The following is a 26,428-nucleotide window of genomic DNA, read 5'->3' on the forward strand; positions in this document are numbered from 1 at the left end:
ATTGCCTGCGTCATTTCGGCAAGGTGGTTGAACCGGGCAATTGCATACTTAGATTCATTCTAAATCGAAAACACGCTTGAAAGGACAGTCATATGCCCCGCAACACTTCCAGCCTTCCCGCCCTGCAGAAAGCCCTGTCGATGGAACTGGCCGCATCGCAGCAATACCTCCTGCACGCCCATGTTCTGGAAGATTGGGGGCTTGGCAAACTGGCCGCCACGATGCGCGAGGAAATGCAGGAAGAGCTTGGCCATGCGGGCCTGTTCATCGACCGCATCCTGTTCCTTGGCGGTGACCCCGAGATGGTGTCGGCCAAAACACCGGTGCGGGCAAAGACGCTGAAAGAGATGTTCGAGATCGACCGCGCCGATGAGGCGGAGGCGATCGAGGTTTATTCCGCCGCAGCCGCCGAGGCAGGCGCGGCCAACGACATCGGCAGCCGGGTGCTGTTCGAGACCATCGCGCTGGACGAGGAAGGCCATTGGGGCTGGCTCGACCAGCAACTCGACCTGCTAGAGCGCCTTGGCGAGCCGGTCTTCATGCAGACCCATCTGGGGGCTGCCCCCGCTGCGGAAGCTTAACAAAAACCCCCTCCCCGGACCGACCGGGGAGGGGGTTTCTCATGGAACGCTACCCGCGCGGATCAGCCCGCGACAGACGCATCCCGGATCGACTGAATGGACGCGTCCAGCACGGCATTGAACTGCTCATCCGTCTGATTTGCCGAGAGACCCTCGGTCAGGGCGCGGCTGAAGCTCGCGATCATTCCGGTCTGACGTGACAGGCGGTCATTGGCTTCCTCGCGGTTGTATCCGCCCGACAGCGCCACGACCTTCAGAACGCGGGGATGATCGACCAGCGGCTTGTAGAGGTTGTCGACCTCGGGCAGGGTCAGTTTCAGCATCACCATCTGGTCATCCGCCAGCGCATCGAGATGCGCGAGGATCACGTCGCGCAGCATCTCTTCGGCCTCGGACTTGTCGGCGATGCTGATGGTCACCTCGGGTTCGATGATCGGCACCAGCCCCTTGGCGAGGATCTGCTTGCCCACATCGAATTGCTGCTCGACCACGGCCTTGATCCCCGCAGGGTTCGCCGCCGAAATGACCGACCGCATCTTGGTGCCGTAAACGCCATTGGCCACGGCCCGGTCCAGCAGCGCGTCGAGATCGGGCATCGGCTTCATCACCTGGCAGCCGTTTTCCTCTGCCGCCAGACCCTTGTCGACCTTGAGGAATGGCACCACGCCGCAGTCTTCCCACAGGAACTGGGCCGAGGGCTTGCCGCCGATCTGCCGGTCCATGGTCATCTCGAACAGGATCGCGCCGACCACCCGGTCGCCGTTGAAGGCGGGCGATTGCACGATCCGGGCGCGCATGGCGTGAACCAGATCGAACATTTCCGCGTCATTGCTGTAGGCCTCCTCGCCAACCCCATAGAGCCGCAGCGCCTTTGGCGTGGATCCGCCCGACTGGTCGAGCGCGGCGATAAAGCCCTGTCCGTTGCGGATAAGGTCGGTCTGGTCCTGGTTCGGCATGGGTAAATCCTTGGCAATCTGTGAAAGCCCGGGCCCGGGCGTCTTTCTGCCCGGTGATAGGACAGGCCCGGCGCGGCTTCAATTCTGGTTACGCTAACAGGGGGCGATGTCCGCCCCCTGCATTCCCGTTTTCATTCACTGGCGGGGCTGGCGAACCAGACCGTGTTGGCCCGGTCGTGGATGGCAGCCAGCGTTTCGGCCCATTGGGTCGCGTCGGCGTCGGACATCCGGTCGCCCATGGCTTCCAGTTCATCGACGATCAGCGCCGCGCCGGCATCGCCGGAGGCCAGAGCCAGAAGCGCGTAGAAATAGGCATCCGAATAGCGCCGGGGCGCGCCGAGGCCGGACAGTGCCGCTTGTGCCATCTGCCGCAAGTCGCGCCCGGTCTCATCGCCTGTGAGGTTCAGATCGCCGCCATCTTCCTCCTGCAGCTCCAGCATGTCGAGCAGGGGCAGCTCTGCCTCCAGCCGGTCGAGATGGGCGAAGGCCAGCCGGTCCCCCTGAGCCGCCGCATCGCGGGCGATCTGATAGGCGAAGGCGGGGTCGAGCGCGTCGAGCGTGCCAAGCGCCATATCCAGCGCGTCCGGGTTGCCGGTTTCCAGCAGCGGGGTCAGCAGTTCCATCGCAAGGCCCGGATCACGCGGTGCGCCGATACCGGTCAGAAAGGCATGGGCGTAGCGCATCAGGTCCGCGTCGCCAAATTCCACGTCGCCACCGTCGATCCAGGTCTGAATCTCTGCGGCCTCATCGGCGGTGATACGGCTGTCGGGCCGGTCCGCGTCGGTGAAAAGCATGGGTGAGAGGGCTGCAACGAAAGGCCCGAACTCATCGAGCAGGTCTTCATTGAGGCGCACCGGAGCCTCCGGCGCGAATTCCAGCCGCAGGGTGCCGGGGTTCGCGGCAAAGCGGGCGAAGGTGGCGGCGCTGGCCTCGATAAAGGCAAAGGCGGCTTCGTCTTCGGGGCTGTTGATAGGCGCGGGTGCGGGGCTTTCCTCATCCCCTTTGTCATCGCTCGGCGCCTCGGGTGCCGGGGCAGGGGCCTGATCCGGGTCCACATAGCGGGGCAGTAGCTCATCGACCAGTTGCGGAACAACGACCTCGGGCAGCAGCATCATCGGCGGAATCTCGGCCGAGATCACCTGCCAATAGCCCTGATCGGTGACCTCGATCTCTGCATAGGCCAGGTCTGCCACCGGCTCTTCCCGGTCGAAATTCACCGCGAAATAGCTGAACTCCACATGGGCGCGCAATTCTGCCAGCCCGGCGGTGTCGGCCAGAATGTCGAGGGTCAGGCCGGAACTGGCATAGTCATATTCCAGCCGGATCTGCCCCCGGTCCAGCACCATTTCGGTGATGCCGATCTCGGCCAGATCACTGCGCTCCCGGTCGCTCAGGCAGCCATCGCCCATCTCGAAGCCAAGAACGTCGATATCCAGCGCCCCATAGGCGATCTGGTCCAGCGGCGCGGTGGTGATCACGGCGCGATCGAGCGTGATCGTGCAGTCGGGCTCCTCATAGGGCGACACTTCAAGCCCGGTCAGGATCATGCGGCCATCCAGCGGGCGGATATCCATATGGGCATAGGTCACCTCGGCCACGCCGCGCAGCGCATTGATCACGATCTGGCCGCCCATATTCGCCAGCCGGTCGACCGTCAGCAGATCCAGCAGGGTGACAGGCTCGGCGCGCGCGGGGACGGTCAGCAGGGGGACAAGGGCGGTGGCGGAAAGAAGGAAACGGCGGATCATGGTAATATCTCCGGTCGGAAATGAAAGGGACTGGTGCGGACAGGAAACCCCAATTGGCCCGCATCTTGCAACCGGTTTGGATGATTTCCCGGCGGCTCGCGTCGCACTATCCCGAGAGGGTGAAGCGCTGGATCACGCGGAACCTGCCTTGCGCGTCCTCCCCCACAAGGGCGAGATCATCAATCCGGTAGGGCCGCGGCAGAACCGGCGTGAACAAATTGCGCAGGCGTTCGGCCACCCGGTCGGCGTCTTCGCCAAGCCGCCCCGTCAGCGTCATGTGAAAGCGGAACTCTTCCATCACGTAAGGGTAGCCCCATTGGACCAGATTGGCCTCTTGCCGGGCAGAGAGACCCGATTTGCGACGCCGGTCCAGCTCGGCCTGTGATGGGGTGGCGCGGAACCTGTCGAGCCCCTTCACGGTGTCCGCCGCCAGATGCGCAAGCGCCGGTACGGGGGACGCTGGCACCACCGCGACGAACCCGCCAAGGCGGCGCAGGGTCAGGGCCGGAATCTCGACCGGTGCAAGGCCGGCGCACAGCGCCGCCGCAGCATCGCGCAGCGCCGTCTCGGTCATGCCGTCTGCCAGCCGGAAGGGCGGTTTCACCGTGCCGTGAAAGCCGTATTTGCGGGGCGTCGCGGTCATCTCTGCCACCGGGCGGGGCAGGCCCTCGACCGTCGGGGGGGCGACCGTACATCCCGCCACGCTGTCCCATCCCAGCCACGCGGCCCCCCTGGCATAGAAGACACCATGGGGCACGGCATAGATCCCGTAGCGGCGATAGGCGGTCATGGGCCTTTCCTTTCCAGCGTCGAAGAGGCCATCTTCAGATGACAGAAGAGCCGATCCTTGCCAATGCGCGGGCGCGACAGGTTTGCCGATCCGCCGCTCGTCAGAGGCATAAGGCCCCGCGCCGCAAGAGATCGTTGAGGGGCGTGAAACCCAGGGGCCATCGGTGCTGCTTTGCCCGATACCCAGTCGATAGTCTTGGATGCCGTCATGATGTGTTGCCACCGAGCCGATTTCAGATCATCGGCACATGCCACGGAAACATGACAGGTTTTTCCGGCCTCCGGGCCACCGGGTGAATTTTTTGCAATGAAAGCTTCATAAAAACGGCATCCGCCCCACACATCCGCGCGGTCACCAGAACCCGCGGTCAGGGGGCGGTGATGGGCGGCGGTTTGCGCCGTTTGCCGGACAGGGCATTTCCCGCAATCGCCACCAGCAGAACGGCCCCGCCAAGCAACGTGTTCAGGCTGGCCGTTTCACCAAGGAACAGCCAGACCCAGAACGGTCCGAGCAGAACCTCGGCCAGCGACAGCAAGGCCAGTTCTGCGGCAGGCAGACTGCGCGACCCGAGCGTATAAAGGATCAGCCCCGCCCCGACCTGAAACACCCCCATGCCCATGGAGATCGCGCCATCATGTACGCTGATCACAATCGGCAGGCCAGAGACCTTGCAGATCGCAATGGTCACGACGATAGCGAACAGTCCGGACAAAAAGACCGATGGCAACATCTCACCCGTGCGTCACCATCTGAGGGAAACGGTGAAGACCGCGAAGCCGAAAGCCGAGCCAAGCGCCGCGAGACTGCCGTTCAGCGCGACGCTGCCGGACTTGTCGGCGACCATGATGGCGATCCCGCCGATGGCGACGGCAATCGCGATCCATGTTGCGATGCGCACGGGTTCTCTTAGCACGATCCATCCGAGCACCGCAGCCATGAACGGTGCGGTTGCAAACAGAAGCATCGCATTGGCAACCGAGGTGTGCTGGATCGAATAGATGCCGCCGGAAAAGGCCGCCACCAGCGACAGCCCGGCAATCACGGATGCAACGCCCATGCGGCGGATCTGGGCAAAGGGGCTTTCGCCCGATCGCAGCCGAATGACCACGTAGAGAAACAGCGTCATGCTGATGGAACGGTATAACAGGATCTGCCAGACGACCGCGTCTTCGATCATGCGAATGCCAAGCCCGACCGTCGACCACAGAACACCTGCCGCAAAGACGAAGAGCACGCCGAACCTGTGGGCGCCCGCAGCGGCGGAAGGGGGATTCAAAGCTGTCATACCGGGCCGGTCAAAGGGACTTCTCGAAAAAGTCTAGCCGCTTGAAACGCCCCCGTATGCGCCGAAAGCGACATGATCCTCCATTCGAGAGCCTGTTCGCGAAGTCTTTTCCCTGTGGCTCCGACACCTGCCGTTGCGGTCTGCTCCCTCAAGCGAACTGCAACGGTGACGTGCGATGGCGGGTGGCTGCCTGCGCGATCGGGCGATCAGCCCTCCAGCGCGGCCACGCCGGGCAGGGTCTTGCCCTCCATCCATTCCAGGAAGGCCCCGCCCGCGGTCGAGATATAGGTGAAGCGATCCGCCGCGCCCGCCTTGTTCAGCGCCGCAACCGTATCGCCCCCGCCCGCCACGGAAATCAGCTTGCCCTCTTCGGTCAATCGCGCGGCTTCCGCCGCGGCGGCATTGGTGGCGGCGTCGAAGGGCTCGATCTCGAAGGCGCCAAGCGGGCCGTTCCAGATCAGCGTCTTGCACTGGCCGAACACCTCTTTCAGCGCCGCCACCGTGGCGGGACCGGCATCGAGGATCATCGCGTCCTCGGGGCACTGGTCCACGGGCAGGGTGTCATGCGCGGCATTGGCGGCAAATTCGCGGGCCACGACGATATCGACGGGCAGATGCACCGCGCAGCCCGCGGCGGTGGCCTTGTCGAGAATGTCGCGGGCGGTCTCGGCCATCTCATGCTCGGCCAGCGACTTGCCCACGTTCACACCCTGCGCGGCCAGGAAGGTGTTGGCCATGCCGCCCCCGATCACCAGATGATCCACCTTTTCCACCAGATTGCCCAGAAGGTCGAGCTTGGTTGACACCTTGGCCCCGCCCACCACGGCGGCCACCGGTCGCGCCGGGGTGCCAAGCGCCTTGTCCAGCGCCGAAAGCTCCTCCGCCATCAGCCGTCCCGCGCAGGAGGGCAGAAGCCGCGCCACCCCTTCGGTCGAGGCATGGGCCCGGTGCGCCGCGGAAAACGCATCGTTGCAGTAGATATCGCCCAAAGAGGCCAGGAACCCAGCCATTGCGGGATCGTTCTTTTCCTCCATCGGGGAAAAGCGGGTGTTTTCCACCAGCACCACGGTGCCCGCAGGCAGCGCCTCCAGCACCGCGCGCGAGGGCGTCTCGATGAATGTGACCTTGTGCCCCAGCTTCTCTTCCAGCACCGGCAGGGTCACCCGCAGACTCATCTCCGGCACCATCTTGCCCTTGGGCCGCCCGAAATGCGCCAGCAGAACCGGCGTGCCGCCATGGGCAAGGATATCCTTCACCGTCGGCACGATCCGCTCGATCCGCGTGGCATCCGTCACCCGTCCATCTTCCACCGGTACGTTGATATCGACGCGGGTCAGCACGATCTTGCCCGCAAGCTCCATGTCATCGAGCGTTTTCCAGCCCATGGAATCCTCCTGTCAAATGTTGCGCCGCTCATAGCATCCCGAAGGCAAAAGGGCAGCCGCCATCATGCCGCTGCCCCTTCTTCTTGGTCCAAATACTCCCGCCGGAGGCATCTACCCCCTCAACCGGCGCGGAGGGTCATGCCAGCAGACCGCAGCTCACCACGATCTCGTGGCAACGCGGCCCGACGACGGCCCCGCAGGGGCCAGAGGAGGGGCGCTCCCGGATCGACGCCAAAGGCGGCGAAATCCGCTCAAAGATGCTTGCCCATCTCCACGGCGGTATCCAGCATCCGGCAGGAGAAGCCCCATTCATTGTCATACCAGGTCAGGATCCGGCACATGCGGCCTTCCAGCACCTTGGTCTGGTCGGTCGCAAAGGTGGAGCTGTGCGGGTCATGGTTGAAATCCATCGACACCAGCGGCTTGTCGGTCACGCCCAGAATGCCCTTGAGCGGCCCGTCAGAGGCGGCAGCGCGGATCAGCGCGTTGATCTCTTCGACCGTGGTGTCGCGGGTGGCCTCAAAGGTCAGGTCCACGACCGACACATTCGGCGTCGGTACCCGCACGGCAACCCCGTCGAGCTTGCCCGCCAGTTCCGGCAGAACCAGACCCACGGCGCGGGCGGCGCCAGTCGAGGTGGGGATCATGCTCATCGCCGCGGCGCGGGCGCGGTAGAGGTCGGAATGCATCGTGTCCAGCGTCGGCTGGTCGCCGGTATAGGAATGGATCGTGGTCATGAAGCCGCGCGAAATGCCGATGCCGTCATTCAGCACTTTCACCACCGGGGCGAGGCAGTTCGTCGTGCAGGAGGCATTCGATACATGCAGGTCCGCGCCGGTCAGTGTCTCATGATTCACACCATAGACGATGGTCTTGTCCGCGCCAGAGGACGGCGCCGAGACCAGCACGCGCGACGCGCCGTTTTCCAGATGCACCTTGGCCTTGTCGCCCTTGAAGATGCCGGTGCATTCCAGGACGATATCGACATCGCCCCAGGGCAACTCGGCGGGGTTGCGGATGGCGGTGACGGCGATCTTGCCGCGGCCTGCGTCGATCCAGCCCTCGCCATAGGTCACTTCCTGAGGAAAGCGGCCATGGACGCTGTCATATTGCAGCAGATGCGCATTGGTCTCGACCGGGCCAAGGTCATTGATCGCGACGACCTCAAGATCCGTGCGACCGGTTTCGATCAGGGCGCGCAGAACGTTGCGCCCGATGCGGCCAAACCCGTTGATGGCAACTTTCACGGTCATGGCAAATCCTCTTGCTTGAGTCTGGCCCGGGGACCCGCCCACATGGCCATGTTAACGCTAACATGTTCGCTATGTAGCCGATCCGCCCACGAAAGGGAAGCCGGATTTCAGCCTGTGCCGGGGATCAGCGCCAGAACGCCACGGTGTCCAGAAGGCGCAGCATCTGTCTGCCGAGTTCGATATGCAGGTCCCATCCGAAATAGAGAAAGTCGGCCGCGAAAAGCGCCACGATCAGGACGGCCAGCCATAGCGCAATGATGTTGGTCATGTCGGTGCAATGCCCTGCTAGGAAATCGTGGCCAGTCTAGGCAAGCGGGCGCCGCTGCGAAACCCCGCCCGACGTCTCTTGCGTCAGAAATACCGCGTCAGGCCGAGCCGCAACATGCCCACCCGATTGTCCGAAACCGTTTGAACCGGGCCGGAAAGCGTATAGCGCGTATCCTCGAAATCCATGTATTGCAGCTCTGCCCGGAAGGTCCATCCATCTTGCAGCGGATGTTCATAGCCGATCCCGACCAGCCAGCCGCCCAGATCACGTTCCTGCCGGGCAAACCCGACCGGGGCCAGGTCGACGCGGCCCATGGCGAGGCCAGCAAAACCGTAAAGATGCCCGTCCCCCATGCGCTGGCCTAGTTGTGCGCGCAAGGCGGCATAGCTTTGCAGCGTGGTGTCACAGCCTGTGGCGCAGCCACCATAGCCGGTGCCATCCGCAGGGGTCACCGTGATGTCCAGCGCCAGGCCGAAATAGGCCCGCCCCGTTCGCCAATTATACCCGACAATCGCCCCGCCACCGCGCCCGGCAAGGTCAAACACTCCGGTACTGGCGGGGGCAAGCGGATCGGTCCAGTTGGACTGGCCGAACGCGTAGGTCATGGAAAACCCGGCAAAGGCCCCAGAGTAATCGAAGGCCGTGCTGCGGTCCTCGGCATGGGCGGCCATCGTGCTGGCGAGCATGGTCACCATCGCCAGTCCGGTCATCGCAAGACGAAAGTGTGACGTGAGTTTCTTGATCATCTGTTCCCCTCTCGAAGATCGAATCTTCGTTATCCCCGAGGGCAGTAGAGGATAGAATTAACCAATTATCCAGAGGTTTCCGCGACCGCTTGCCCCGCGTCGTCCATGGCACTGTCATGGTCCATGATCTCTTCGATCAGGAGGCTCAGAAGCTCGCCGCGATTGCCCACGCCCGCCTTGCGATAGATGGCGTTGAGCTGCGATTTCACCGTGCCCTCGGCCGATCCGCGCAGCCCGGCGATATCGGTGATCGACAGGCCCTTCACCGTGAAATGGGCCACGTCGCGTTCGGCTGTGGTCAGCGCCCAAGCGGTGAAGCGTTCCTCGATCACGTCATGAAAGGCGCGGGCGGCGAGGCTCACCTGCCGTTCCAGATGGGCCTTGCGCTGCAGAAGCCGCATCAGCACCCGCGCCTCGAAGACGATGCCCGCGATCAGTGCGATGACCGCCGCCGCCTCGACATTGAGATGCATGTCGAGCAAGCCGCTGACCATGGCGGCAATCCCGTCCTCGGTCACGTCCCACAGAAAGACTGCCGCGCAGAGGATCTGCACGGCAATGAGGCCAAGAACGATGGCGGGCTGTTCGGAATAGGGCCGTTTCATGCCTCCGGGTTTAGACCGTCCGGAACGGTTTTCACACCCGAAACCATCGCACGGGGCAGATTGACGCCGGTGCGCAGGCTCTCCCAGATCACCGCCGCGATATGGGCGACAACCGAGATCTCGGCCCAGGTCACCAGCACCTCGTGCAGCTCCTTCACCCATTCGACGCCCCAGTAGGCATTGGTGGTCATCATGTAGCCGGTCGCGCCGATGGCAAGCATTGCCAGCAGCAGGTTGTAGATCATCAGCGCGCCAAGTGGCGTGTGACCAAGGTGCACCCGGCGCCGGCCCGTGGCCAGGTCGGACAGTTGCCCCATCGCACCCGAGGCCGAGGGCAGGAAGCTGGAAAAGCGGGCGTAGTGGCTGCCAACGAGCCCCCACAGGATGCGCAGCGCCACCAGCGCCACGACGGTGTAGCCGATCCATTCGTGCAGGTTGCTCTCGGGGTCGGTCAGCAGGGCATTGGCCCCGAAGGCCAGCACCAGAGACCAATGAAAGACGCGCACCAGCGGGTCCCACACCTTGTATCTTTTCATCGACATCTTGGGTCCTTTCGGTCTTCGGGACGGTCCCGGGGGCGGGGGCAGGGACGGCGCCAACCCCCGGGACGTGCCCTCCCCTCTGGGGGGCGGGGAGGGATCAGTCGTCGCCGTTGACGTCGACGATGGTCAAGGTGTCGTCGAGATAGATCTCGTAACGCAGCCCGTCGCGCATGGCGTAGGCCTCGTACATGCCGTCCTCCATCTGGACCGAGCGCACCTCGTAGCCCTGGTCGGTCAGGAGCGTGCGGATCTGGGCCTGCACGTCCTCTGACACGGCCCCGCCCGAGGCGAGGGCGGCGGTGGCGGGCAGGATCATGGCAAGCGCGATGGCGATACGTTTCATGGGGGATGTCCTTTCTTGGATCAGTCTTGTCTTGGGTCAGTCTTGGGGTCGTCTTGGAGGGCGCCCTTGTCGGGTGCCGCGGAGCCCAGATGCCGCCCACCACCGCCGTCCGCCATTGGCCCCAGGTTGATGCCCGGGGCTTTGCGTCCCCGGTTTAGGACCGTGAACCCCGGTTCATGGCGCTGTTTCGCAACGAAAAACGCCCGGGCGCGGGGCCCGGGCGTTGCAGTGCAGGAAAGATCGGTGGGGGTCAGTTCAGCAGGCGGCCCATATGGGCGGCCACGTCGGCCATGCGCGCCGAGAAGCCCCATTCATTGTCATACCAGGCCAGCACCCGCACCAGACGCTTGCCCGAGACCTTGGTCTGGTCGGGCGCGAAGATCGAGGATTGCGTGGTGTGGTTGAAGTCGATGGAGACCTTGGGCTCGGGGTCGTAGGCCATGACCATGCCCATGTAGCCATTGGCGGCTTCGGCGACGATCTCGTTCACATCGGCCACGGTCACGTCCTTGCCCGCCACGAAGGTCAGGTCAACGGCGGACACGTTCGGCGTGGGCACCCGCATCGCGGTGCCGTCGAGCTTGCCCGCCAGTTCCGGCAGCACCTCGCCAAGCGCCTTGGCGGCGCCGGTCGAGGTCGGGATCATCGCCATGGCGGCGGCGCGGGCGCGATAAAGGTCGCTGTGGCGACGGTCCAGCGTCGGCTGGTCGCCGGTATAGCTGTGGATCGTGGTCATCAGACCGCTTTCGATGCCGATTGCGTCGTTCAGCACCTTGGCCAGCGGCGCGAGGCAATTGGTGGTGCAGGAGCCGTTGGACACCATGGTTTCGCCATCGACCAGATCGCGGTGGTTCACGCCATAGACCACGGTGCGCTGGACGTTCTTGGCGGGGGCCGAGATCAGGACCGATTTTGCACCCTGTTCCATATGGACGCTGGCCTTGGTGCCGTCATTGAACTTGCCGGTGCATTCCAGAACCACGTCGCAGCCCGACCAGTCCAGCTCGCGCGGGTCATAGGTGGAAAAGACCTTCATCGGGCCGCGGCCCAGGTCCATCGTGTCGCCCTCGGTGGTGACGGTGCCGGCAAATCGGCCATGGACGCTGTCATAGCGCAACAGGTGGGCCGAGGTCTCGATCGGGCCGGTGGCGTTGATCTTGACGACCTGCACGTCGTTGCGGGCGCTTTCAGCGATATGGGCCAGCGTGCAACGGCCGATGCGGCCAAATCCGTTGATGCCGATGGTAACAGTCATGGCGCGTGCTCCTTGGGTCTGCTTGCGCCGGTGTATAGGTGTTAGAGGCTGTTCTGAGAACCCGAAAAGCCAAGGAGTTCAAAACTGTTAGCGATAAAAGTGACTGTTAGCGCATGACATTTCGGGGGCTCCTGCTGCGCTGCGGCATGATCTGGCCACGCTGATCCGGTGTCCGGGGCGATTCTGTCGTGGCGGTTGCAGCGAGGGCTGCCGCCTGGCGGATGGATTGTTTCCATTTCCGCACCGATGACGTCGGGCTGGTCCAGCGCCGAATGCGCGACGATCCGAGGGGGCGCCCCCCGCCGGTCAGTGCCGCCTTTAGGCGGGACTACGCGCCGCATAGCGGGATCGACACTCGTCCATCCACCGGTGCAGATCGGCCCGGTCCGGTGCGTCGATGGAACCGGTTCTGCCTTCGGGGTAGAGCGCGTCGGTGGTCTTGCCCGGACCCCAATACCAATGGGCCGCGCGGTTCATGAAAGTATAGGAGGGCACGCCGAACACCCCCGCCACATGCACGGCGCTGTTATCGACGCCGATGACTCCGGCCAGTCCGGATACAAGCCTGGCATAGGATTTGAGGTCTGCCGTGACGTCGAAGGCGGGCAGGTGCATCCCCGGCATGGCCCGCAGCACCCCGCGCTCTTCTTCGGTCAGACTGGGTTGTAGGGCGACAAGCCCGGTGCCGTCCGGCAAAAGGTCCAGCAGGGTGCGCAGGAACATCTGCCGTTCCTCCGTCTGGTTCTGGTGGCTGCCGCCCCGCCAGACCAGCCCGAAGCGTGGCGGCCCGCGCCGCACGGGTGGCCCCAGCCGGGCGGCGGGGGCGAAGCGGCCCGTCTTGAACATCGCCAGCGCCAGATAATCTCCCGAGGCATTGGCCTCTGTCACCGGTTTGCCTGGTGCGGTCGGCATGTCGATCACGCGATCCTCGGGGAACAGCCACGCGATGACCGGCTGCCAGCGTGGCACCACAGCGAAGGTCAGGGGATGCGGGGGATGGTGTGCCCTGATATGCGCCAGATGCAGGAACCGGTCACCGACCCCCTGATCCAGAAAGATCGTGCCAGCCTGTGTCTGCCAGGCAGGACGATAGGAATACACGCGGGTGACATGGCGAAGATAGCCGCTGCCCGCCGCCATGCGGTAATGATAGAAGCGCATTCCCATCCGGGGCTTTCCAGCGGCCAGCAGCGCCAGCGAAGCCGACATCCGACAGGCGGATTGAAAGGCGTCATTGCCACTGCGCGCGGGATGGTGGCGCAGGGTGGCGGCCCGGGTCCAGCAGCCGCAGCCGATCAGGGCCCGATAGCGCAGATCCGGGCGCAGATCCTCCGGGATCACCTCAAGCCAGCTGTCCAGCAACGGGCGCGGCAACGCCCCAAGCGCCCCGGCGGCCAGCAGGTAGGGAAACAGTTGGCTGTGGCCCGCGCCCGGCGTCAGAGCCTGCACAGCCTGGCGTAACCTATCGACCTGTCCCGCCTCGAACAGGGCCGGAATCCGGGACGGGTCTGGCGGGGTGTCTGTCACTCGGGCGGTCTCTGGCAGGGCATGGGGCCGGGCCATCTTCGGGCAGGCGCGCGCGAAGTCAATGATTTCCGGGGCAAGGGGCGAGGACGGAAAACGCCGTCCCGGAGAAGCCCGGAACGGCGGTCTGTGTCATCTCATCCGATCGGGTCGGATCACAGCAAGGCGCGCACCTTGTCGGCCACGGCCTCGGCGGTGATGCCGAAATGGGTGTAGAGCTGATCTGCCGGAGCCGACGCGCCGAAGCTGTCCATGCCCACAAAGCCTGCCTTGGCCTCGCGGCCGCGTTCGCCAAGCAGCCACTGGTCCCAGCCCTGACGCACGGCGGCCTCGACCGCCACGCGCACCGCGCCACCGGGCAGAACCCGCTTGCGATAGGCGTCGTCCTGCGCCGCGAACAGCTCCATGCACGGCATGGACACGACCCGCACGCCAATGCCTTCGGCCTGCAGGATGTCGCGCGCCGCCATGGCGATGGAGACTTCCGAGCCGCTGGCCATCAGGATCGCCTGCCGCTTGCCATCCGCATCGGCCAGAACATAGGCCCCACGCTCGACAAGGTTGGAATTCTTGTGCTCGGTGCGCACCGTCGGCAGGTTCTGGCGGCTCAGTGCCAGGGTCGAGGGCGTGGTTTTCTGGTTCAGCGCCACTTCCCAGGCCTCAGCGGTTTCCACCGCGTCGGCAGGGCGGAAGACCAGCATGTTCGGCGTCGCGCGCAGCATTGCCAGATGTTCCACCGGCTGGTGGGTCGGGCCATCTTCGCCCACACCGATCGAGTCATGGGTCATCACGAACTGCACCGAGATTCCCATCAGCGCCGCCAGCCGCATTGCGGGGCGGGCGTAGTCGGTGAAGGTGAAGAAGGTGCCGCCATAGGGGCGCACGCCGCCATGCAGCGCCATGCCGTTCATCGCCGCGGCCATGCCGTGTTCGCGGATACCGTAATAGACATAGCGGCCTGCGCGGTTGTCCACGTCGAAGACGCCCATGTCGCCGGTCTTGGTGTTGTTCGATCCGGTCAGGTCGGCCGAGCCGCCCATGGTTTCGCCCACCACCGGGTTGATCACCTCCAGCGCCATTTCGCTGGCCTTGCGAGTCGCGACCTTGGGTTGGGTCTCGGACACCTGCTTTTTCAGCGCCTTGATGGTGGCCGAGAGCTTCTTGGGCATGTCACCGGCGAAGGAGCGGGCAAATTCCGCCTGCTTCTGGTTCGACAGCATCGCGACACGGGTTTCCCATTCGCCGCGTTCCGCGGCGCCGCGGGCGCCGATGGCTTCCCAGGCGGCTTTCAGATCGGCGGGGATCTCGAAGGGGCCAAATTCCCAGCCATAGGCCTCTTTCGCGGCCTGCAACTGGCCCGCATCGGTCAGCGCGCCATGGCCCTTGGAGGTGTCCTGCGCCGCGTGGCCGATAGCAATGTGGGTCTTGCAGGCGATCATCGCGGGGCGGGGGCTGGCCTTGGCCGCAGTGATCGCGGCGTCGATGGCCTCGGGGTCATGGCCGTCGCACTCGAACACGTCCCAGCCAGAGGCCTTGAACCGCATCACCTGATCGGTGCGGTCCGACAGGCTGACCTTGCCGTCGATGGTGATGTCGTTGTTGTCCCAGAAGACGATCAGTTTCGACAGCTCATGCCGGCCAGCCAGACCGATGGCTTCCTGGCTGATGCCTTCCATCAGGCAGCCATCGCCCGCGATGCAATAGGTGTAGTGATCCATCACCTTGGCGCCCCACCGGGCGCGCAGGTTTTCCTCGGCCATGGCAAAGCCCACGGCATTGGAGATGCCCTGACCGAGCGGGCCGGTGGTGGTTTCCACCCCTTCCATATGGCCGTATTCCGGGTGGCCTGCGGTGATCGCGCCCAACTGGCGGAAGTTCTTGATCTGCTCCAGCGTCATGTCGGCATAGCCGGTCAGGTGCAGCAGCGAATAGATGAGCATCGAGCCATGGCCCGCCGACAGGATGAACCGGTCGCGGTCGGGCCAGCGAGGGGCGCTTGCGTCGAATTTCAGGTGCTTCTCGAACAGCACGGTGGCGACATCGGCCATGCCCATGGGCATGCCGGAATGGCCGGAATTGGCGGCAGCGACAGCGTCGAGTGTCAGCGCGCGGATGCAGGCGGCTTTGCGCCAGTGATCGGGGTTCCGGGCGGCAAGAGCAGAAAGGTCCAAGGGGCGCGTCCTTCATATGTCATGTTAGCGGGCTCGCGCGCGGTCTTAGCAGAGGGGGGGGCGAGTGCAAGCACGCGCAGAGGCGGAGGACCGCCAAAACCGCGTAAAATCGGCCCAACCCGTGGATTTCGGCCCGGAAATGGTTGCAAATCCGGCCCGGATGCGATTCGCTGTCGGCAGGGGCAGGTGGGCAGACCGCGCCCCTCTATGGCGCGTAAAAAGAACAGCCCGGGATGCGCGCGCGGGCGGTAGAGTAGAAGAGGCGTGGCACAGGATGAACGAGACCACGGATCTGGAACAGATCGCGGCGCTTGAACACCGCATTACAACGGCGCTGGACAGGATTGCCCGAGGGGTGGCGGCTCGGACCGCGGCACCGGCCCCGGCAGCCGCCGCGGATACAAGCGAATTGGAAGAACGTCTGGCGGCCCTTTCGGCGGCGCTTGAGGAAACTCAGGCGGCGCTGCAATCGGAACAAAGCGCCAATGCGGATCTGAACGAACGTCTGCGCGCGGTGGAATCCGCGCGTCAGGCGGATGCGGATCAGGCAAATCGCGACATTGCCGAGTTGCAGGCACAGCTGAATTCGGCCCCCGAGCCAGCCGCGGAACCGGACGGCCCTGATCGGGAAGAGCTCGAAGCGGAACTCGCCCGTCAGCGCGAGGTGGAAAGCGTGCTGCGCCGCCGGATTGCGCGGCTGCGTGAGGAACGCAAGACCGTCCGCGCCGAGTTTAACGAAGTGCGCGATCAGCTTGAAGAGGTCGAGGGCAAGCTTGACCAGCTTCAGGCCCTGACCGATGCCAGCGCGCCGTCCGCCTCCGGTGAACTGGCCCGCCTGCGCGACAGCAACCGCGCCCTGCGCGACACGATCGAGGAGCTGCGCGAAGCCATCGCCGCAGAGGGACCGCCAGATGACGATCTGGTGACCAGTGCGCTGGCGGCGGAACTGGAAAGCCTGAAAGCCGACCGCGCCGCCGAGGCCGCCGAGGCCCGCGCGATCCTGTCCGAGATCCGACCCGTCCTGCAAGGAGGTGCCGCCGATGCCTGAGATCGTGATCCAGATCGGGGGCCGGGACTTCACCGTTGCCTGTCAGGAAGGCGAAGAGCCGTTCCTGCGCGCCGCCGCCCAGATGCTCGATACCGAGGCCAGCGTGGTTCTGGGCCAGATCGGCCGGATGCCATCGGAGCGGATGCTGTTGATGGCCGGGCTGATGCTGGCTGACAAGACCGCCGGTCTGGAGGAAGACCTGCAACGGGCCGAGGAAACCCTGCGCGCCCGCGACCGGGCCCTGGCCGATGCAGAGGAACGGCTGGCCGAACGCGCCCGCCGGATTTCCGAGCTGGAGTCAGCCCCGCCACCGGACCCCGAACAGGTTTCGGTGCCGGTGATCCCCGCCGATGTGTCCGACAGCCTGGCCGAGATCGCCGCGCGGGCCGAGGCGCTGGCGCTGGAGCTGGAAGAGGGTGGAGCCGGGCAGGACGACTGATCCTCATTCAGGAACATCATGCGATCGGCCCCCTATGCGGGGGCCGTTTTCTATTGGAACACCGCATGTGGAGTGGATTAGGGGTTGCCTTTCGATTGTGTTAGCTATTGCCCCTTCAATCATAGGGGGAAATCCATGGCGACGTTTATTCTTACCGGGCGTTATTCGCTCGATGCGGTGCGGGGGTTGATGGCAAAACCCGAAGACCGGACCGGTGCCGTCGCGGCGATTGTCAACGCGGCAGGGGGCAAGATGGTGAGTTACTATGTGACCACCGGCGAGAGTGATTTCATGCTTGTGGCCGAGGCCGATGCGGCGGAGGATTTCATGGCCGGTGTGATGGTCGCGGGGGCCTCCGGGTCGGTCACCGATATGAAAACCGTGCGTGCCTGGAGTTCCGGGGAGTTCGCCAAAGTGGCGGAGAAAGCCGGGAAGATTGCCGACAGCTATCGCACGCCCGGCACCTGAGACATCGGAATGGACACGTATCAGGCGGCCCTTTCGGGGGTCGCCTTTTTCTCATCCATTCGTAGCCACTGGGCTGCTGCCAGCCCGATCAGGCAGGCGGCCAGAAGGACGCTCAGCCAGGTCTCTGTGGCGCGGGCCGGGGTCATCACCGCGCCTGTCAGCCAGCTCAGACCGCCGCCCGCCGCCACCGTCAGCGCTCCGGTGATCCCGGCGATGCTGCCCGAAATCTCGGGCGCGACCGACATGGCGCCCGCATGGCTGTTGGGCATGGTCAGCCCGTTGCCGATACCCACGAACAGCGTCGCCACGAAGACCACCGGCAGAGCGGGGCCGAGGGCGAGGGTCAGCGCCAGCCCCGCCGCAACGCCGGATGTCGCCACGATGCGGCCCGACAGCATCATGCGCGTCACCCCGGCCCGCTCTGACAGGCGCGCCGAGAGGAAACTGCCCATCAGGAAGCCAAGCGTGACGGAGCCCACGGCGAGGCCGACCATGGCGGGGCTGAGGCCGAAAACCTGACCGGCCACCAGCGGCGCGCCGGCAAGGAAGATGAAGAACGTGCCGGTGGAAAACATCATGGTCACGGCAAAGCCCCAGAATCGGGGCAGGCGGAGCAGGCGGCGGAAGGCCTCTGCCATGGCGCGGAACCCGCCGCCGTCGCGGGCGGCGGTTTCTCCCAGATCGTGCCAACAGATCGCCAGCAGAACCGCCCCCGCCAGCCCGTAGCCCAGAAAGATCGCGCGCCAGCCAAACACCGCCTCGATCACCCCGCCCACCATCGGCCCCAGCATCGGCGCGATGGCCATGGACATGGACAGAAGTCCGATCCGCGCGGCAGCCGCTTCGCGGGCGTGGGTGTCGCGGGTGATGGCCAGCGTCATGGCGAAACAGGAGATGATCGCGCCCTGCATCAGCCGTGCGGCCAGGAACAGCGGAAAGCTCTCCGCCAGATAGCACAGGGCCGAGGCGAGCGTGAACACCGCCAGCGCCACCAAAACCACGGGGCGGCGCCCGAACCGATCCGACAAGGGGCCGGCGATGATCTGGATGAATGCGGTCAGGCCCAGATAGCCCGCCAGTGCCAGATTGGCGGTGGCATAGCTGACCTGCATTTCCGCCGCGATCACGGGCAGCGAGGGCAGGATCATATTGAGCGTCAGCGGCGGCAGCGCCGTCAGACCGACCAGCGTCCAGAACCGCGGCGGGGTCCGGGTCGCGGTGGGAATGCTCATGCGCGCCCCCTTGGGAAGTGGGACGCGCTCGGCATGTCAGGCAGGGAAAAGCGGGGCGAGAAGGCGCGCGGCCTCGTCCCTCGGACTTGCCAGCGCATCCCGATCCTCACCGGGATAGAACCGCGCGCGCACGGCGGTCGGCATCGGGTTTGGCTTGAGCAGGGCCACGCGGGGCCCATGCTTGGCGCTTTCCGCCTGCCAGCGGCTGACCAGCGCCCGTTGCGCCGCCTTGGACATGGCATAGGCGCCGCTGTACATCGGGTCGCCCTCGTCATCGAAGAACACCGCCGTTGCGATGTCGGATGGCGTGATCAGCGGCTCGACCATGGCAATCAGCCGCGCGGTGGCGCGGATATTGGTGGCGATATTGGCGTCGAGATCCTTTTCACGGATCTGGGCGGCAGGGGTCAGCGCGGTGGCATGGATCGCCGCATGGACCCAGATATCGGCCTTGCCCCACCGGTCATGGATCGAGCGGCAGAGATGGGCCATCGCGGCCTCGGTGGTGATATCCATGGGCGCAAGCGTGGTGCTGCCGCCCTTGGCCTGTATGCGGTCGTCAAGCTCTTCCAGCCCGCCGGTGGTGCGCGCCACGGCCACCACATGGGCCCCGCGCGCGGCAAGCCATTCTGCACAGACGGCCCCAAGGCCGCGCGAAGCGCCGGTGACAAGAGCGATCCGGCCATCGAGAGATTTCTGTTCCATGGCCCGCGTGATGGCGGGAAATCCGGGGCTTGGCAAGGGGGCGCGGCCCTTAGCTGCTTGACTTTGCACCGGGGGGCAGAGACAAACGGGCCAAAGGGGAACTTGCTTTCAAAAGGAGACGCGCATGAGCCGCGAAATGACCCTGAGCCAGGCCGTGATCGGCACTGGAAGCACCGCCCGCAAGGCGATGCTGGTACTGGCCGGATCGGCCTTCATTGCAGTTGCTGCCCAGATTTCCGTACCGATGCTGCCGGTTCCGATGACCTTGCAGACGCTCGCCATCCTGATGGTGGGCTTCGTCTATGGCGCGCGCCTTGGGGCGCTGACGCTGGTGGCTTATCTGGCCGAAGGGGCCATGGGTCTGCCGGTCTTCGCTAATGGCATGAACGGGCTGGCCTTCGCGGGCCCGACCGCAGGCTTCCTGCTTGGCTTCGTCGCCATGGCCTGGGCCGCGGGTTTCGCGGCCGAGCGTGGCCTGGCGCGCGGCGTGGTTGGCACGGCGCTGTCGGCACTGCTGATCTCGGCGGCGCTTTACGTGCCGGGCGTGGCCTGGCCTGCCCTGATGGCTGGCGGTTTCGGGTTCGAGGCCGGTTGGGTCGCGCAGGATGCCGGGTTCTACTGGACCTGGTTTGTTGCCCCCTTCCTTCTGGGCGATGCCGTCAAGGCCGTGATCGCGGCCCTGCTGGTCGCGGGTGGCTGGAAGGCGCTGTCGCGCTGAGACGTCATCGGATTGCATGATTGGAAACGCCGTCCCTGGGGGCGGCGTTTTCGTTTCGCCGCCTGCCGGCGTCGACCGGGGAGCGCCCCTCCTCGGGCCCCTTCGGGGCCGTCGTCGGGCCGCGTTGCCACGGGATATTTGTGAGGTCTGTGGTAACGAACTGGCGGAGTGATGGCTGAGAGGGCGTTGCCTGTTCGCTGAGAGGTCCTGTTGCCGGGATATGCCCTGCAACAGAACCATTGCGAGGCTGTTGCGAGTCGCGCCCGCGTCAAGGGCAAGCGGCCTGCGGCCGTCGCTGGCGCGACCCTTGACCCGGCCCCGACTCGCGCGGGGGGCTATGCGTTGGCGTCGTGGAGATTCTGGAGCGCGGTTTCGCAGAGGCCCAGATCGAGCCATTGGCAGCCCGCGCAGAGCGTGGACAGGCTGCCGGGCGGGACATTGTCGAGGATGCGTTGCTGCGCCTGCCCCCAGGTAAGCCGCTCGCGCGGTTTGAGCTTCAGGGCCGCCGCATGGGCGCGGTCGAGCGTCGCGATCGCGGCTTGGTTGGTGCAGAGCCGCCCGCGCCGCTTGGGGCAGGGGATGCAGATATCGTCCGTGTGGCCAGTGGTCTCGATCACCACCTGATCGCCGCCGGGCGCGCGCAGGCGGTCCACCACGATGGCGGTCATATTGGCGGTGAACGCGTCCGAATAGCCCTTGCCCTGATAGCCAAGCGCACAAAGAAAGTGATGCGGGCGGAAACGGAGCGTGTCAGGCATCTTCCTTGAGGGCGAGCTTGCCCGCGTTCACCACATCGGTCGGCTTGACCGGGTAGTCACCAGAGAAGCAGGCGTCACAATATTGCGGGCAGGCCGTGTTGCGGCCCTCGGCCTCGCCAACAGCGCGGTAGAGCCCGTCAAGCGAGATGAAGCGCAGGCTGTCCACTTGCAGATGCTGACGCATTTCATCTTCGCTCATCGTGGCGGCCAGCAGTTTTTCGCGCTGTGGGGTGTCGACGCCGTAGAAGCAGGGCCAGGCCGTGGGGGGCGAGGCGATACGGAAATGGACCTCTTTCGCGCCGGCATCGAGGATCATTTCCTTGATCTTGCGGCTTGTGGTGCCGCGCACCACGCTGTCATCGACCAGGATCACCCGTTTGCCCTGAATAAGCGCCCGGTTGACGTTCAGCTTCAGCCGGACGCCCATGTTGCGGATGCTTTCCGTGGGCTCGATAAAGGTTCGGCCCATATACTGGTTGCGGATGATGCCCATGGCGTAGGGGATGCCCGATTCCAGCGAAAAGCCGATGGCCGCGGGCGTGCCGCTGTCGGGCACCGGGCAGACCAGATCGGCCTCGACCGGGGCCTCCTTGGCCAGTTCGCGGCCGATGGCCTCGCGGGTTTCATAGACGGAGCGGCCACCGAGGATGCTGTCGGGGCGCGAGAAATAGACATGCTCAAAAATGCAGAAGCGTGGTTTGCGCAGTTCGAAGGGCATATAGCTTTCGATGCCTTCTGCGGTGATCACCACCATTTCGCCGGGCTTGATCTCGCGCACGAATTCCGCGCCGATGATGTCGAGCGCGCAGGTCTCGGAGCTCAGCGCCCATCCGTCGCCCACCTTGCCCAGAACCAGAGGCCGCACGCCGAGCGGGTCACGCACACCGATCAGCTTGGTGCGGGTCATGGCAACGACCGAGAACGCGCCTTCGACGCGGCGCAGCGCATCCTTCATCCGTTCGGGAATGTTCTTTTGATAGCTGCGCGCCATCAGGTGGATGATGCATTCGCTGTCAGACGAGCTTTGGAAGATCGAGCCACGGCCAATCAGTTCGCGGCGCAATTCCTCGGCATTGACGATATTGCCGTTATGGGCAATCGCGGCGCCGCCCATGGCGAACTCGCCAAAGAAGGGCTGCACGTCGCGGATCGCGGTGTTGCCCTTCGATCCGGCGGTGGAATAGCGCACATGGCCGATGGCGAGCGGGCCGGGGACGGTTTTCATCACCTCCTCGGAGGTGAAGTTGTCGCGCACATAGCCAAAGCGGCGGGCGGAGTTGAACCCCTGTTCGGGGTCATGGGCGACGATGCCGCCTGCCTCTTGCCCCCGATGTTGCAGGGCATGCAGCCCGAGGGCGACAAAGGTGGAAGCGTCGGCAACGCCTATGACGCCGAAGACACCGCACTCCTCCTTGAGCTTGTCGTCATCAAACGGGTGGCTCAGGAAGGGCTTGTCGAGGTCACGCATGGGGGATGGCTCCGCGTCCGGTCGATTCCGCGTCCGTATATCCCCCCAGTCAGGCAAAGTCACCTGTGACAGATATGTGAATGTGCGATTTCCGGCATGTGTTCCCTGCGACCGTCGGGTCAGAAGAGCGCCGGGACGATCAGCAGGGCAGCGAGGCCGCAGACAGCCAGAACCGGCACCAGCGACATGGTCTTGCGACTGCTCTGACGCGCCAGGCTGGCGGCCTGCTGGCTGCGCATATGGCGGCCACGAGCCATGTAGTAGGCGGTGTCGATGGATCCATCGGGGCGGGTTTTGATCGTGTCGGTCATGGCGTGTCTCCTTTGCATCTGATGACACCACTGTGCCAGTTGCCCGGCCCCCGCGCTTGAAGACGGTCTTTAGAAGGTCTTGGGATTTGCCCGATTTGTCTTGAGAGGCGGCTGTTTTCCTTGAGAGATCGCGCAATAGCGCGCAATCATGGGTCATGATCTATCAATTCGCAGATTGCCAGCTGGATGCCCGTGCCCATGTTCTCATGCGGGACGGGCAGGAGGTGCATTGCGAGCCGCAGGTTTTCGACCTGCTGGTCCTGCTTGCCGCCCGCGCGCCCGAGCTTGTCAGCTATGACGACATGATCAGGGACATCTGGAACGGGCGCATCGTCTCTGACTCCACCCTTGCGGCACGGGTTGCGGCGGCGAGGGCGGCGGTCGGGGATGATGGCAAACGGCAGGCGGTGATCCGCACGGTGCCGCGCCGGGGGATTCAGCTTGCCGTTCCGGTAACGATCGGGACCAATGAGGCAAGACACGCGGCACCGGCAGGACCGGCGGTCCGGCAGGTCATCCGCTACACCAGTTCGCGCGATGGGACGGGTATCGCATGGGCCGAGATGGGGGCGGGGCCGCCCTTGCTGCGGGCCGGGCATTGGCTGAGCCACCTGGAGCACGATCTTCACAGCCCGGTCTGGCGCCCGCTGCTGGACCGGCAGTCCGCCCGGCGGCGGCTGGTGCGCTATGATCCGCGCGGCACGGGGCTGTCGGATCGGGATGTCGATTTCTCTCGCGTGAGTGTCGAGGAACTGGCCGATGACCTGGAGGCCGTGGCCGATGCGGCAGGGCTTGACCAGTTCCCGATCTACGCGATCTCGCAAAGCGTGCCCGTGGCGGTGACCTTCGCGGCGCGTCACCCCGACCGGGTCAGCCGCATGATCCTGAACAACGGGTTGGTGCAGGGGTCCACCGCGCGGGGCGAGCCCGAGAAAACCGAGACCATGGTGGCCATGATCCGCTCTGGCTGGGGGGTTCCGGACAGCCCCTTCATGCGGGCGGTCGCGACCGTCTTTGCGCCGCGATCCACCCCGGAAGAGCTGGAAAGCCTCGTCCATACTCAGACCGTGTCCTCAACCCCCGAAGTTGCCGCCGAGATCCGGCGCGTCGTGGGCGAGATTGATGTCCTGGACAAGCTGGACAGGATCACCTGTCCGGTGCTGATCATGCATTGTTCGGGCGATGCCGTGCAGTCCCCCGACCAGTCCAAGCTTATGGCACGGCGGCTGAAGGATGCCGAATTTCAGTCCTGGGACTCGACCAATCATATGGTCGTGCCGAGCGATCCGATATGGGACGCGGCCGTAACCGAGTTCGACCGCTTCCTGTCAGAAGGCGAATAGGCCCGGCTCAGTTGCCGGTCGCCGGACCGCAGCTGTTCACCAGTTCCTCATAGCGGCTGACGATCCAGCCGGGCGCGTCCGAGGGGATCTGTTCTTCGACACGGGTCTGCATCGACTGGAAGATCTCGGCAGACCGGCTGTCGGAAATGACGGCAATCGGCTCGTTCCCGACGATCCGGTCATAGGCGATCAGCGCCACGACAACCAGCAGCACCCCGCGCAGCACCCCGAAGAGGAAGCCGAGCCCCGCATCGAGCCCGCCGATGGCCGACCGCTGCACGGCGCTGGAAAAGAACGGGGTGAACAGGGAAATGACCACAAGCGCGATGGCGAAGACGGCGGCGAAGGCCGCGATGACCGCCAGTTCGCAGGAGCCATTGAGGAAATCGCCCAGATAGGGGATCTCGAACATCAGCTCCTTGGCGCGGGGGGCAAAGAGAAAAGCCACGATGGCCGCAACGATCCAGCCCGCGATCGACAGCGCCTCGCGCACGAAACCACGGGAATAGGCGAGAATGGCGGAGATCACGATCACACCGGCCACGACCCCGTCAAAAATGGTAAAACCGTCCATTATCTTTCTCGTCTCCCTCGTGGCTTGGGCTGGTCAGCCTGCGCCGAAAATATCACCAGTAAACCGGGCCAGGTCCGGCATCAGTTTCAAATCCATATCAGCCCCGTCGGTGATTTTGCATCCCTCAGGTGCGATTGCGGAGGAAAAACCAAGTTTCCGGGCTTCTTTCAACCTGTTTTCGGCCTGAGAGACCGGGCGTAACGCACCGGAAAGGCTCAATTCACCGAAAACGACGCATGTGGCGGGCAGGGCCTCGTCCTCTCGCGCCGATAAAAGCGCCGCCGCAACGGCCAGATCGGCGGCGGGTTCCGAGATGCGCATGCCGCCCGCGATGTTGAGGTAAACGTCGAGCCCCTGGAAGCTGATGCCGACGCGGGCCTCCAGCACGGCGAGGATCATGGACAGCCGACCGCCATCCCAGCCCACGACCGCGCGGCGGGGTTGGGACAGGGACGAGGGCGCGACGAGGGCCTGCACCTCGACCAGCACCGGCCGCGTGCCTTCTATGCCTGCAAACACCACCGATCCCGGCGCGCGTTCGTTGCGGTCGGACAGGAACAGGGCCGATGGGTTGGGCACCTCGGCCAGCCCGCCGCCGGTCATCTCGAACACGCCAATCTCGTCTGCCGGGCCGAAGCGGTTCTTGACGCTGCGCAGGATGCGGAACTGGTGGCCGCGCTCGCCCTCGAAATAGAGCACCGTGTCGACCATGTGTTCGACCACGCGGGGGCCCGCGATCTGGCCTTCCTTGGTCACATGGCCCACCAGCATGACCGAAACGCCCTTCCTTTTGGCAAAGCTCACCAATTCATGCGCGGCGGCGCGGACCTGGCTGACGGACCCCGGCGCGCTGTCCACGGTATCCAGCCACATGGTCTGGATGGAATCGATCACCACCAGATCGGGCAGTTCGGCGTCGAGCGTCGTCAGGATGTCTCGCAGGTTGGTTTCTGCGGCGAGCTTGACCGGGCTGTCGCCAAGCCCGAGCCGCTGCGCGCGCATCCGCACCTGTGCTGTGGCTTCCTCGCCCGAAACATAGATGACCTTGAGACCGGTGCGCGCGAAACTGGCCGCCGCTTGCAGCAGAAGCGTGGATTTCCCGATGCCGGGGTCACCGCCCACAAGCGTCGCGCTGGCCGCAACCAGCCCGCCGCCAAGCACCCGGTCGAACTCCGCAATCCCCGATCCGTCGCGTTCGGGCGGGTTTTCTTCCGTGGCAAGGTCGGTCAATGCCATGCCCTTGCCCTTCATCCCGCCAAGCGCCTTGGCGCCAGGGCCCATGGAGAGCGGCGTTTCCTCCTGGATGCAGTTCCACTCGCCACAGGCATCGCAGCGGCCCGCCCATTTCTTGTGGGTGGCGCCGCAGGCGGAACAGACGAACAGGGTGACGGGTTTTGCCATGCGGATGGCTTAGCCCAAGGCCCCGCGCTTGGCCAGTGCCGAGGTGGCCAGGCTGATCCCGAAACTGGCCAGCACGCAGGCCGTGAAGAGCCAAAGCCCCCAGGCGGTTTCCACCCGGCCCACGCCGACGCCCCTGGCGATCGTGATGTAGATGGCGATCAGGAACACATCCGCCATGGCCAGCTTGCCAAGCGCCGTCAGCGGGGCCAGCAGGCGGGTATTGGTCATTCGGAAATGGATCAGCGCCAGCCCGGCGGTCTTCAGAATGGGCGCGACAATGGCGAACAGGGCGACGACCAGCGCCAGCAGCACGTCCTCCTCCCACAAAGCCATGACGCCTGACAGGACCGAGATCTCGCTCAGCCCGAAGAGCGGCAAAAGCCCCGCCCGCATCAGCGGCGCGACCCAGGCCAGCGGGAACAGAACCAGCAGGGATAGGTTCAGTGCGGTCAGGAGTATCCGTGTCATTACGGGCAGATGGGGCAGGGGGCGAGGGGGTGCAAGCTCATGA

29 protein-coding genes are annotated in these 26,428 nt (G+C 64.9%); 6 read left to right on the forward strand and 23 right to left on the reverse strand.

Going from position 1 to position 26,428, the window contains the following annotated elements:
* Positions 1–92 precede the first annotated feature (92 nt).
* Positions 93–581, forward strand: a complete 489-nt coding sequence (locus EP237_RS17425) for a bacterioferritin (protein ID WP_127562176.1) — start codon at positions 93–95, stop codon at positions 579–581.
* 62 nt (positions 582–643) lie between these two features.
* On the opposite strand, the gene EP237_RS17430 is transcribed toward EP237_RS17425, so the two are convergent.
* The 15 genes from EP237_RS17430 to tkt form a co-directional block, all read right to left on the reverse strand.
* The gene (locus EP237_RS17430; RefSeq protein WP_127562177.1) at positions 644–1,537 is read right to left on the reverse strand and encodes a fructose bisphosphate aldolase; all 894 of its coding nucleotides are present in this window, start codon (positions 1,535–1,537) and stop codon (positions 644–646) included.
* 131 nt (positions 1,538–1,668) lie between these two features.
* Entirely contained in the window at positions 1,669–3,285 is a 1,617-nt protein-coding gene (locus EP237_RS17435; RefSeq protein ID WP_127562178.1) for a hypothetical protein, read from the reverse strand.
* Between the two features lie 106 nt (positions 3,286–3,391).
* Entirely contained in the window at positions 3,392–4,075 is a 684-nt protein-coding gene (locus EP237_RS17440; RefSeq protein WP_127562179.1) for a DUF1045 domain-containing protein, read from the reverse strand.
* A gap of 367 nt (positions 4,076–4,442) precedes the next feature.
* On the reverse strand, positions 4,443–4,805 hold the full coding sequence (locus tag EP237_RS23905) for an EamA family transporter (protein ID WP_476703635.1): 363 nt from the start codon (positions 4,803–4,805) through the stop codon (positions 4,443–4,445).
* Positions 4,806–4,817: 12 nt separating this feature from the next.
* A complete protein-coding gene (locus EP237_RS23910) occupies positions 4,818–5,360 on the reverse strand; it encodes a DMT family transporter (protein ID WP_476703636.1) in 543 nt (180 codons plus the stop codon).
* 206 nt (positions 5,361–5,566) lie between these two features.
* Positions 5,567–6,745, reverse strand: a complete 1,179-nt coding sequence (locus tag EP237_RS17450; RefSeq protein WP_127562180.1) for a phosphoglycerate kinase — start codon at positions 6,743–6,745, stop codon at positions 5,567–5,569.
* A gap of 251 nt (positions 6,746–6,996) precedes the next feature.
* Positions 6,997–7,998, reverse strand: coding sequence for a type I glyceraldehyde-3-phosphate dehydrogenase (gene gap, locus EP237_RS17455; RefSeq protein ID WP_127562181.1), 1,002 nt, complete (start codon positions 7,996–7,998; stop codon positions 6,997–6,999).
* Between the two features lie 124 nt (positions 7,999–8,122).
* Positions 8,123–8,266 carry a hypothetical protein gene (locus tag EP237_RS23185; RefSeq protein ID WP_164744752.1) on the reverse strand — a complete coding sequence of 48 codons (144 nt, stop codon included), beginning with the start codon at positions 8,264–8,266 and terminating at the stop codon, positions 8,123–8,125.
* Between the two features lie 83 nt (positions 8,267–8,349).
* On the reverse strand, positions 8,350–9,012 hold the full coding sequence (locus EP237_RS17460) for an outer membrane protein (protein ID WP_127562182.1): 663 nt from the start codon (positions 9,010–9,012) through the stop codon (positions 8,350–8,352).
* Between the two features lie 65 nt (positions 9,013–9,077).
* Positions 9,078–9,617, reverse strand: coding sequence for a helix-turn-helix transcriptional regulator (locus EP237_RS17465; RefSeq protein WP_127562183.1), 540 nt, complete (start codon positions 9,615–9,617; stop codon positions 9,078–9,080).
* Positions 9,614–10,153 carry a cytochrome b/b6 domain-containing protein gene (locus tag EP237_RS17470; protein WP_127562184.1) on the reverse strand — a complete coding sequence of 180 codons (540 nt, stop codon included), beginning with the start codon at positions 10,151–10,153 and terminating at the stop codon, positions 9,614–9,616. The genes EP237_RS17465 and EP237_RS17470 overlap by 4 nt, the downstream gene beginning before the upstream one ends.
* Before the next feature lie 103 nt (positions 10,154–10,256).
* Positions 10,257–10,502, reverse strand: a complete 246-nt coding sequence (locus EP237_RS17475; protein WP_127562185.1) for a PepSY domain-containing protein — start codon at positions 10,500–10,502, stop codon at positions 10,257–10,259.
* A gap of 250 nt (positions 10,503–10,752) precedes the next feature.
* Positions 10,753–11,757: a type I glyceraldehyde-3-phosphate dehydrogenase gene (gene gap, locus EP237_RS17480; RefSeq protein WP_127562186.1), complete on the reverse strand. Its 1,005-nt coding sequence runs from the start codon at positions 11,755–11,757 to the stop codon at positions 10,753–10,755.
* A gap of 318 nt (positions 11,758–12,075) precedes the next feature.
* Positions 12,076–13,320 (reverse strand): glycosyltransferase family 9 protein, encoded by a 1,245-nt coding sequence (locus EP237_RS17485; RefSeq protein ID WP_164744753.1) that lies wholly within the window; start codon positions 13,318–13,320, stop codon positions 12,076–12,078.
* A gap of 116 nt (positions 13,321–13,436) precedes the next feature.
* Positions 13,437–15,452, reverse strand: coding sequence for a transketolase (gene tkt / locus EP237_RS17490; protein ID WP_127562188.1), 2,016 nt, complete (start codon positions 15,450–15,452; stop codon positions 13,437–13,439).
* 274 nt (positions 15,453–15,726) lie between these two features.
* Between tkt and EP237_RS17495 the strand changes: the two genes are divergently transcribed.
* From EP237_RS17495 to EP237_RS17505, 3 genes are all read left to right on the forward strand, one after another.
* Positions 15,727–16,500: a hypothetical protein gene (locus EP237_RS17495; protein WP_127562189.1), complete on the forward strand. Its 774-nt coding sequence runs from the start codon at positions 15,727–15,729 to the stop codon at positions 16,498–16,500.
* Positions 16,493–16,939: a cell division protein ZapA gene (locus EP237_RS17500; RefSeq protein ID WP_127562190.1), complete on the forward strand. Its 447-nt coding sequence runs from the start codon at positions 16,493–16,495 to the stop codon at positions 16,937–16,939. Before EP237_RS17495 ends, EP237_RS17500 begins: the two co-directional genes overlap by 8 nt.
* Positions 16,940–17,074: 135 nt before the next feature.
* Positions 17,075–17,407, forward strand: coding sequence for a GYD domain-containing protein (locus tag EP237_RS17505; RefSeq protein WP_127562191.1), 333 nt, complete (start codon positions 17,075–17,077; stop codon positions 17,405–17,407).
* A 20-nt stretch (positions 17,408–17,427) separates the two neighbouring features.
* On the opposite strand, the gene EP237_RS17510 is transcribed toward EP237_RS17505, so the two are convergent.
* Both EP237_RS17510 and EP237_RS17515 read right to left on the reverse strand, forming a co-directional pair.
* Positions 17,428–18,639, reverse strand: coding sequence for a multidrug effflux MFS transporter (locus EP237_RS17510; protein WP_127562192.1), 1,212 nt, complete (start codon positions 18,637–18,639; stop codon positions 17,428–17,430).
* Between the two features lie 36 nt (positions 18,640–18,675).
* Positions 18,676–19,344 (reverse strand): SDR family NAD(P)-dependent oxidoreductase, encoded by a 669-nt coding sequence (locus tag EP237_RS17515; protein WP_127562193.1) that lies wholly within the window; start codon positions 19,342–19,344, stop codon positions 18,676–18,678.
* 124 nt (positions 19,345–19,468) lie between these two features.
* Here EP237_RS17515 and EP237_RS17520 point away from each other — a divergent pair, with 124 nt between their 5' ends.
* Positions 19,469–20,062, forward strand: a complete 594-nt coding sequence (locus EP237_RS17520) for a biotin transporter BioY (RefSeq protein WP_127562194.1) — start codon at positions 19,469–19,471, stop codon at positions 20,060–20,062.
* A 335-nt stretch (positions 20,063–20,397) separates the two neighbouring features.
* Here the strand turns inward: EP237_RS17520 and EP237_RS17525 are convergent, their stop codons facing one another.
* The 3 genes from EP237_RS17525 to EP237_RS17535 all read right to left on the reverse strand — a co-directional run bounded on the left by EP237_RS17525 (position 20,398) and on the right by EP237_RS17535 (position 22,599).
* Positions 20,398–20,820 (reverse strand): DUF1284 domain-containing protein, encoded by a 423-nt coding sequence (locus EP237_RS17525; RefSeq protein ID WP_127562195.1) that lies wholly within the window; start codon positions 20,818–20,820, stop codon positions 20,398–20,400.
* A complete protein-coding gene (gene purF, locus EP237_RS17530) occupies positions 20,813–22,288 on the reverse strand; it encodes an amidophosphoribosyltransferase (protein WP_127562196.1) in 1,476 nt (491 codons plus the stop codon). Before purF ends, EP237_RS17525 begins: the two co-directional genes overlap by 8 nt.
* Positions 22,289–22,407: 119 nt before the next feature.
* Positions 22,408–22,599, reverse strand: coding sequence for a hypothetical protein (locus EP237_RS17535; protein ID WP_127562197.1), 192 nt, complete (start codon positions 22,597–22,599; stop codon positions 22,408–22,410).
* A gap of 155 nt (positions 22,600–22,754) precedes the next feature.
* Here EP237_RS17535 and EP237_RS17540 point away from each other — a divergent pair, with 155 nt between their 5' ends.
* On the forward strand, positions 22,755–23,942 hold the full coding sequence (locus tag EP237_RS17540) for an alpha/beta hydrolase (RefSeq protein WP_127562198.1): 1,188 nt from the start codon (positions 22,755–22,757) through the stop codon (positions 23,940–23,942).
* 7 nt (positions 23,943–23,949) lie between these two features.
* Here EP237_RS17540 and EP237_RS17545 read toward each other — a convergent pair whose 3' ends face one another.
* From EP237_RS17545 to EP237_RS17555, 3 genes are read right to left on the reverse strand one after another with little or no spacing between them, the layout of a single operon-like run.
* Positions 23,950–24,516: a CvpA family protein gene (locus EP237_RS17545; RefSeq protein ID WP_127562199.1), complete on the reverse strand. Its 567-nt coding sequence runs from the start codon at positions 24,514–24,516 to the stop codon at positions 23,950–23,952.
* A 33-nt stretch (positions 24,517–24,549) separates the two neighbouring features.
* Positions 24,550–25,917: a DNA repair protein RadA gene (gene radA / locus EP237_RS17550; protein ID WP_127562200.1), complete on the reverse strand. Its 1,368-nt coding sequence runs from the start codon at positions 25,915–25,917 to the stop codon at positions 24,550–24,552.
* A 9-nt stretch (positions 25,918–25,926) separates the two neighbouring features.
* Positions 25,927–26,385 carry a paraquat-inducible protein A gene (locus EP237_RS17555; RefSeq protein ID WP_127562201.1) on the reverse strand — a complete coding sequence of 153 codons (459 nt, stop codon included), beginning with the start codon at positions 26,383–26,385 and terminating at the stop codon, positions 25,927–25,929.
* Positions 26,386–26,428 lie beyond the last annotated feature (43 nt).

Origin of the sequence: Nioella ostreopsis (assembly GCF_004000255.1) — a bacterium.
GTDB lineage: Bacteria > Pseudomonadota > Alphaproteobacteria > Rhodobacterales > Rhodobacteraceae > Nioella > Nioella ostreopsis.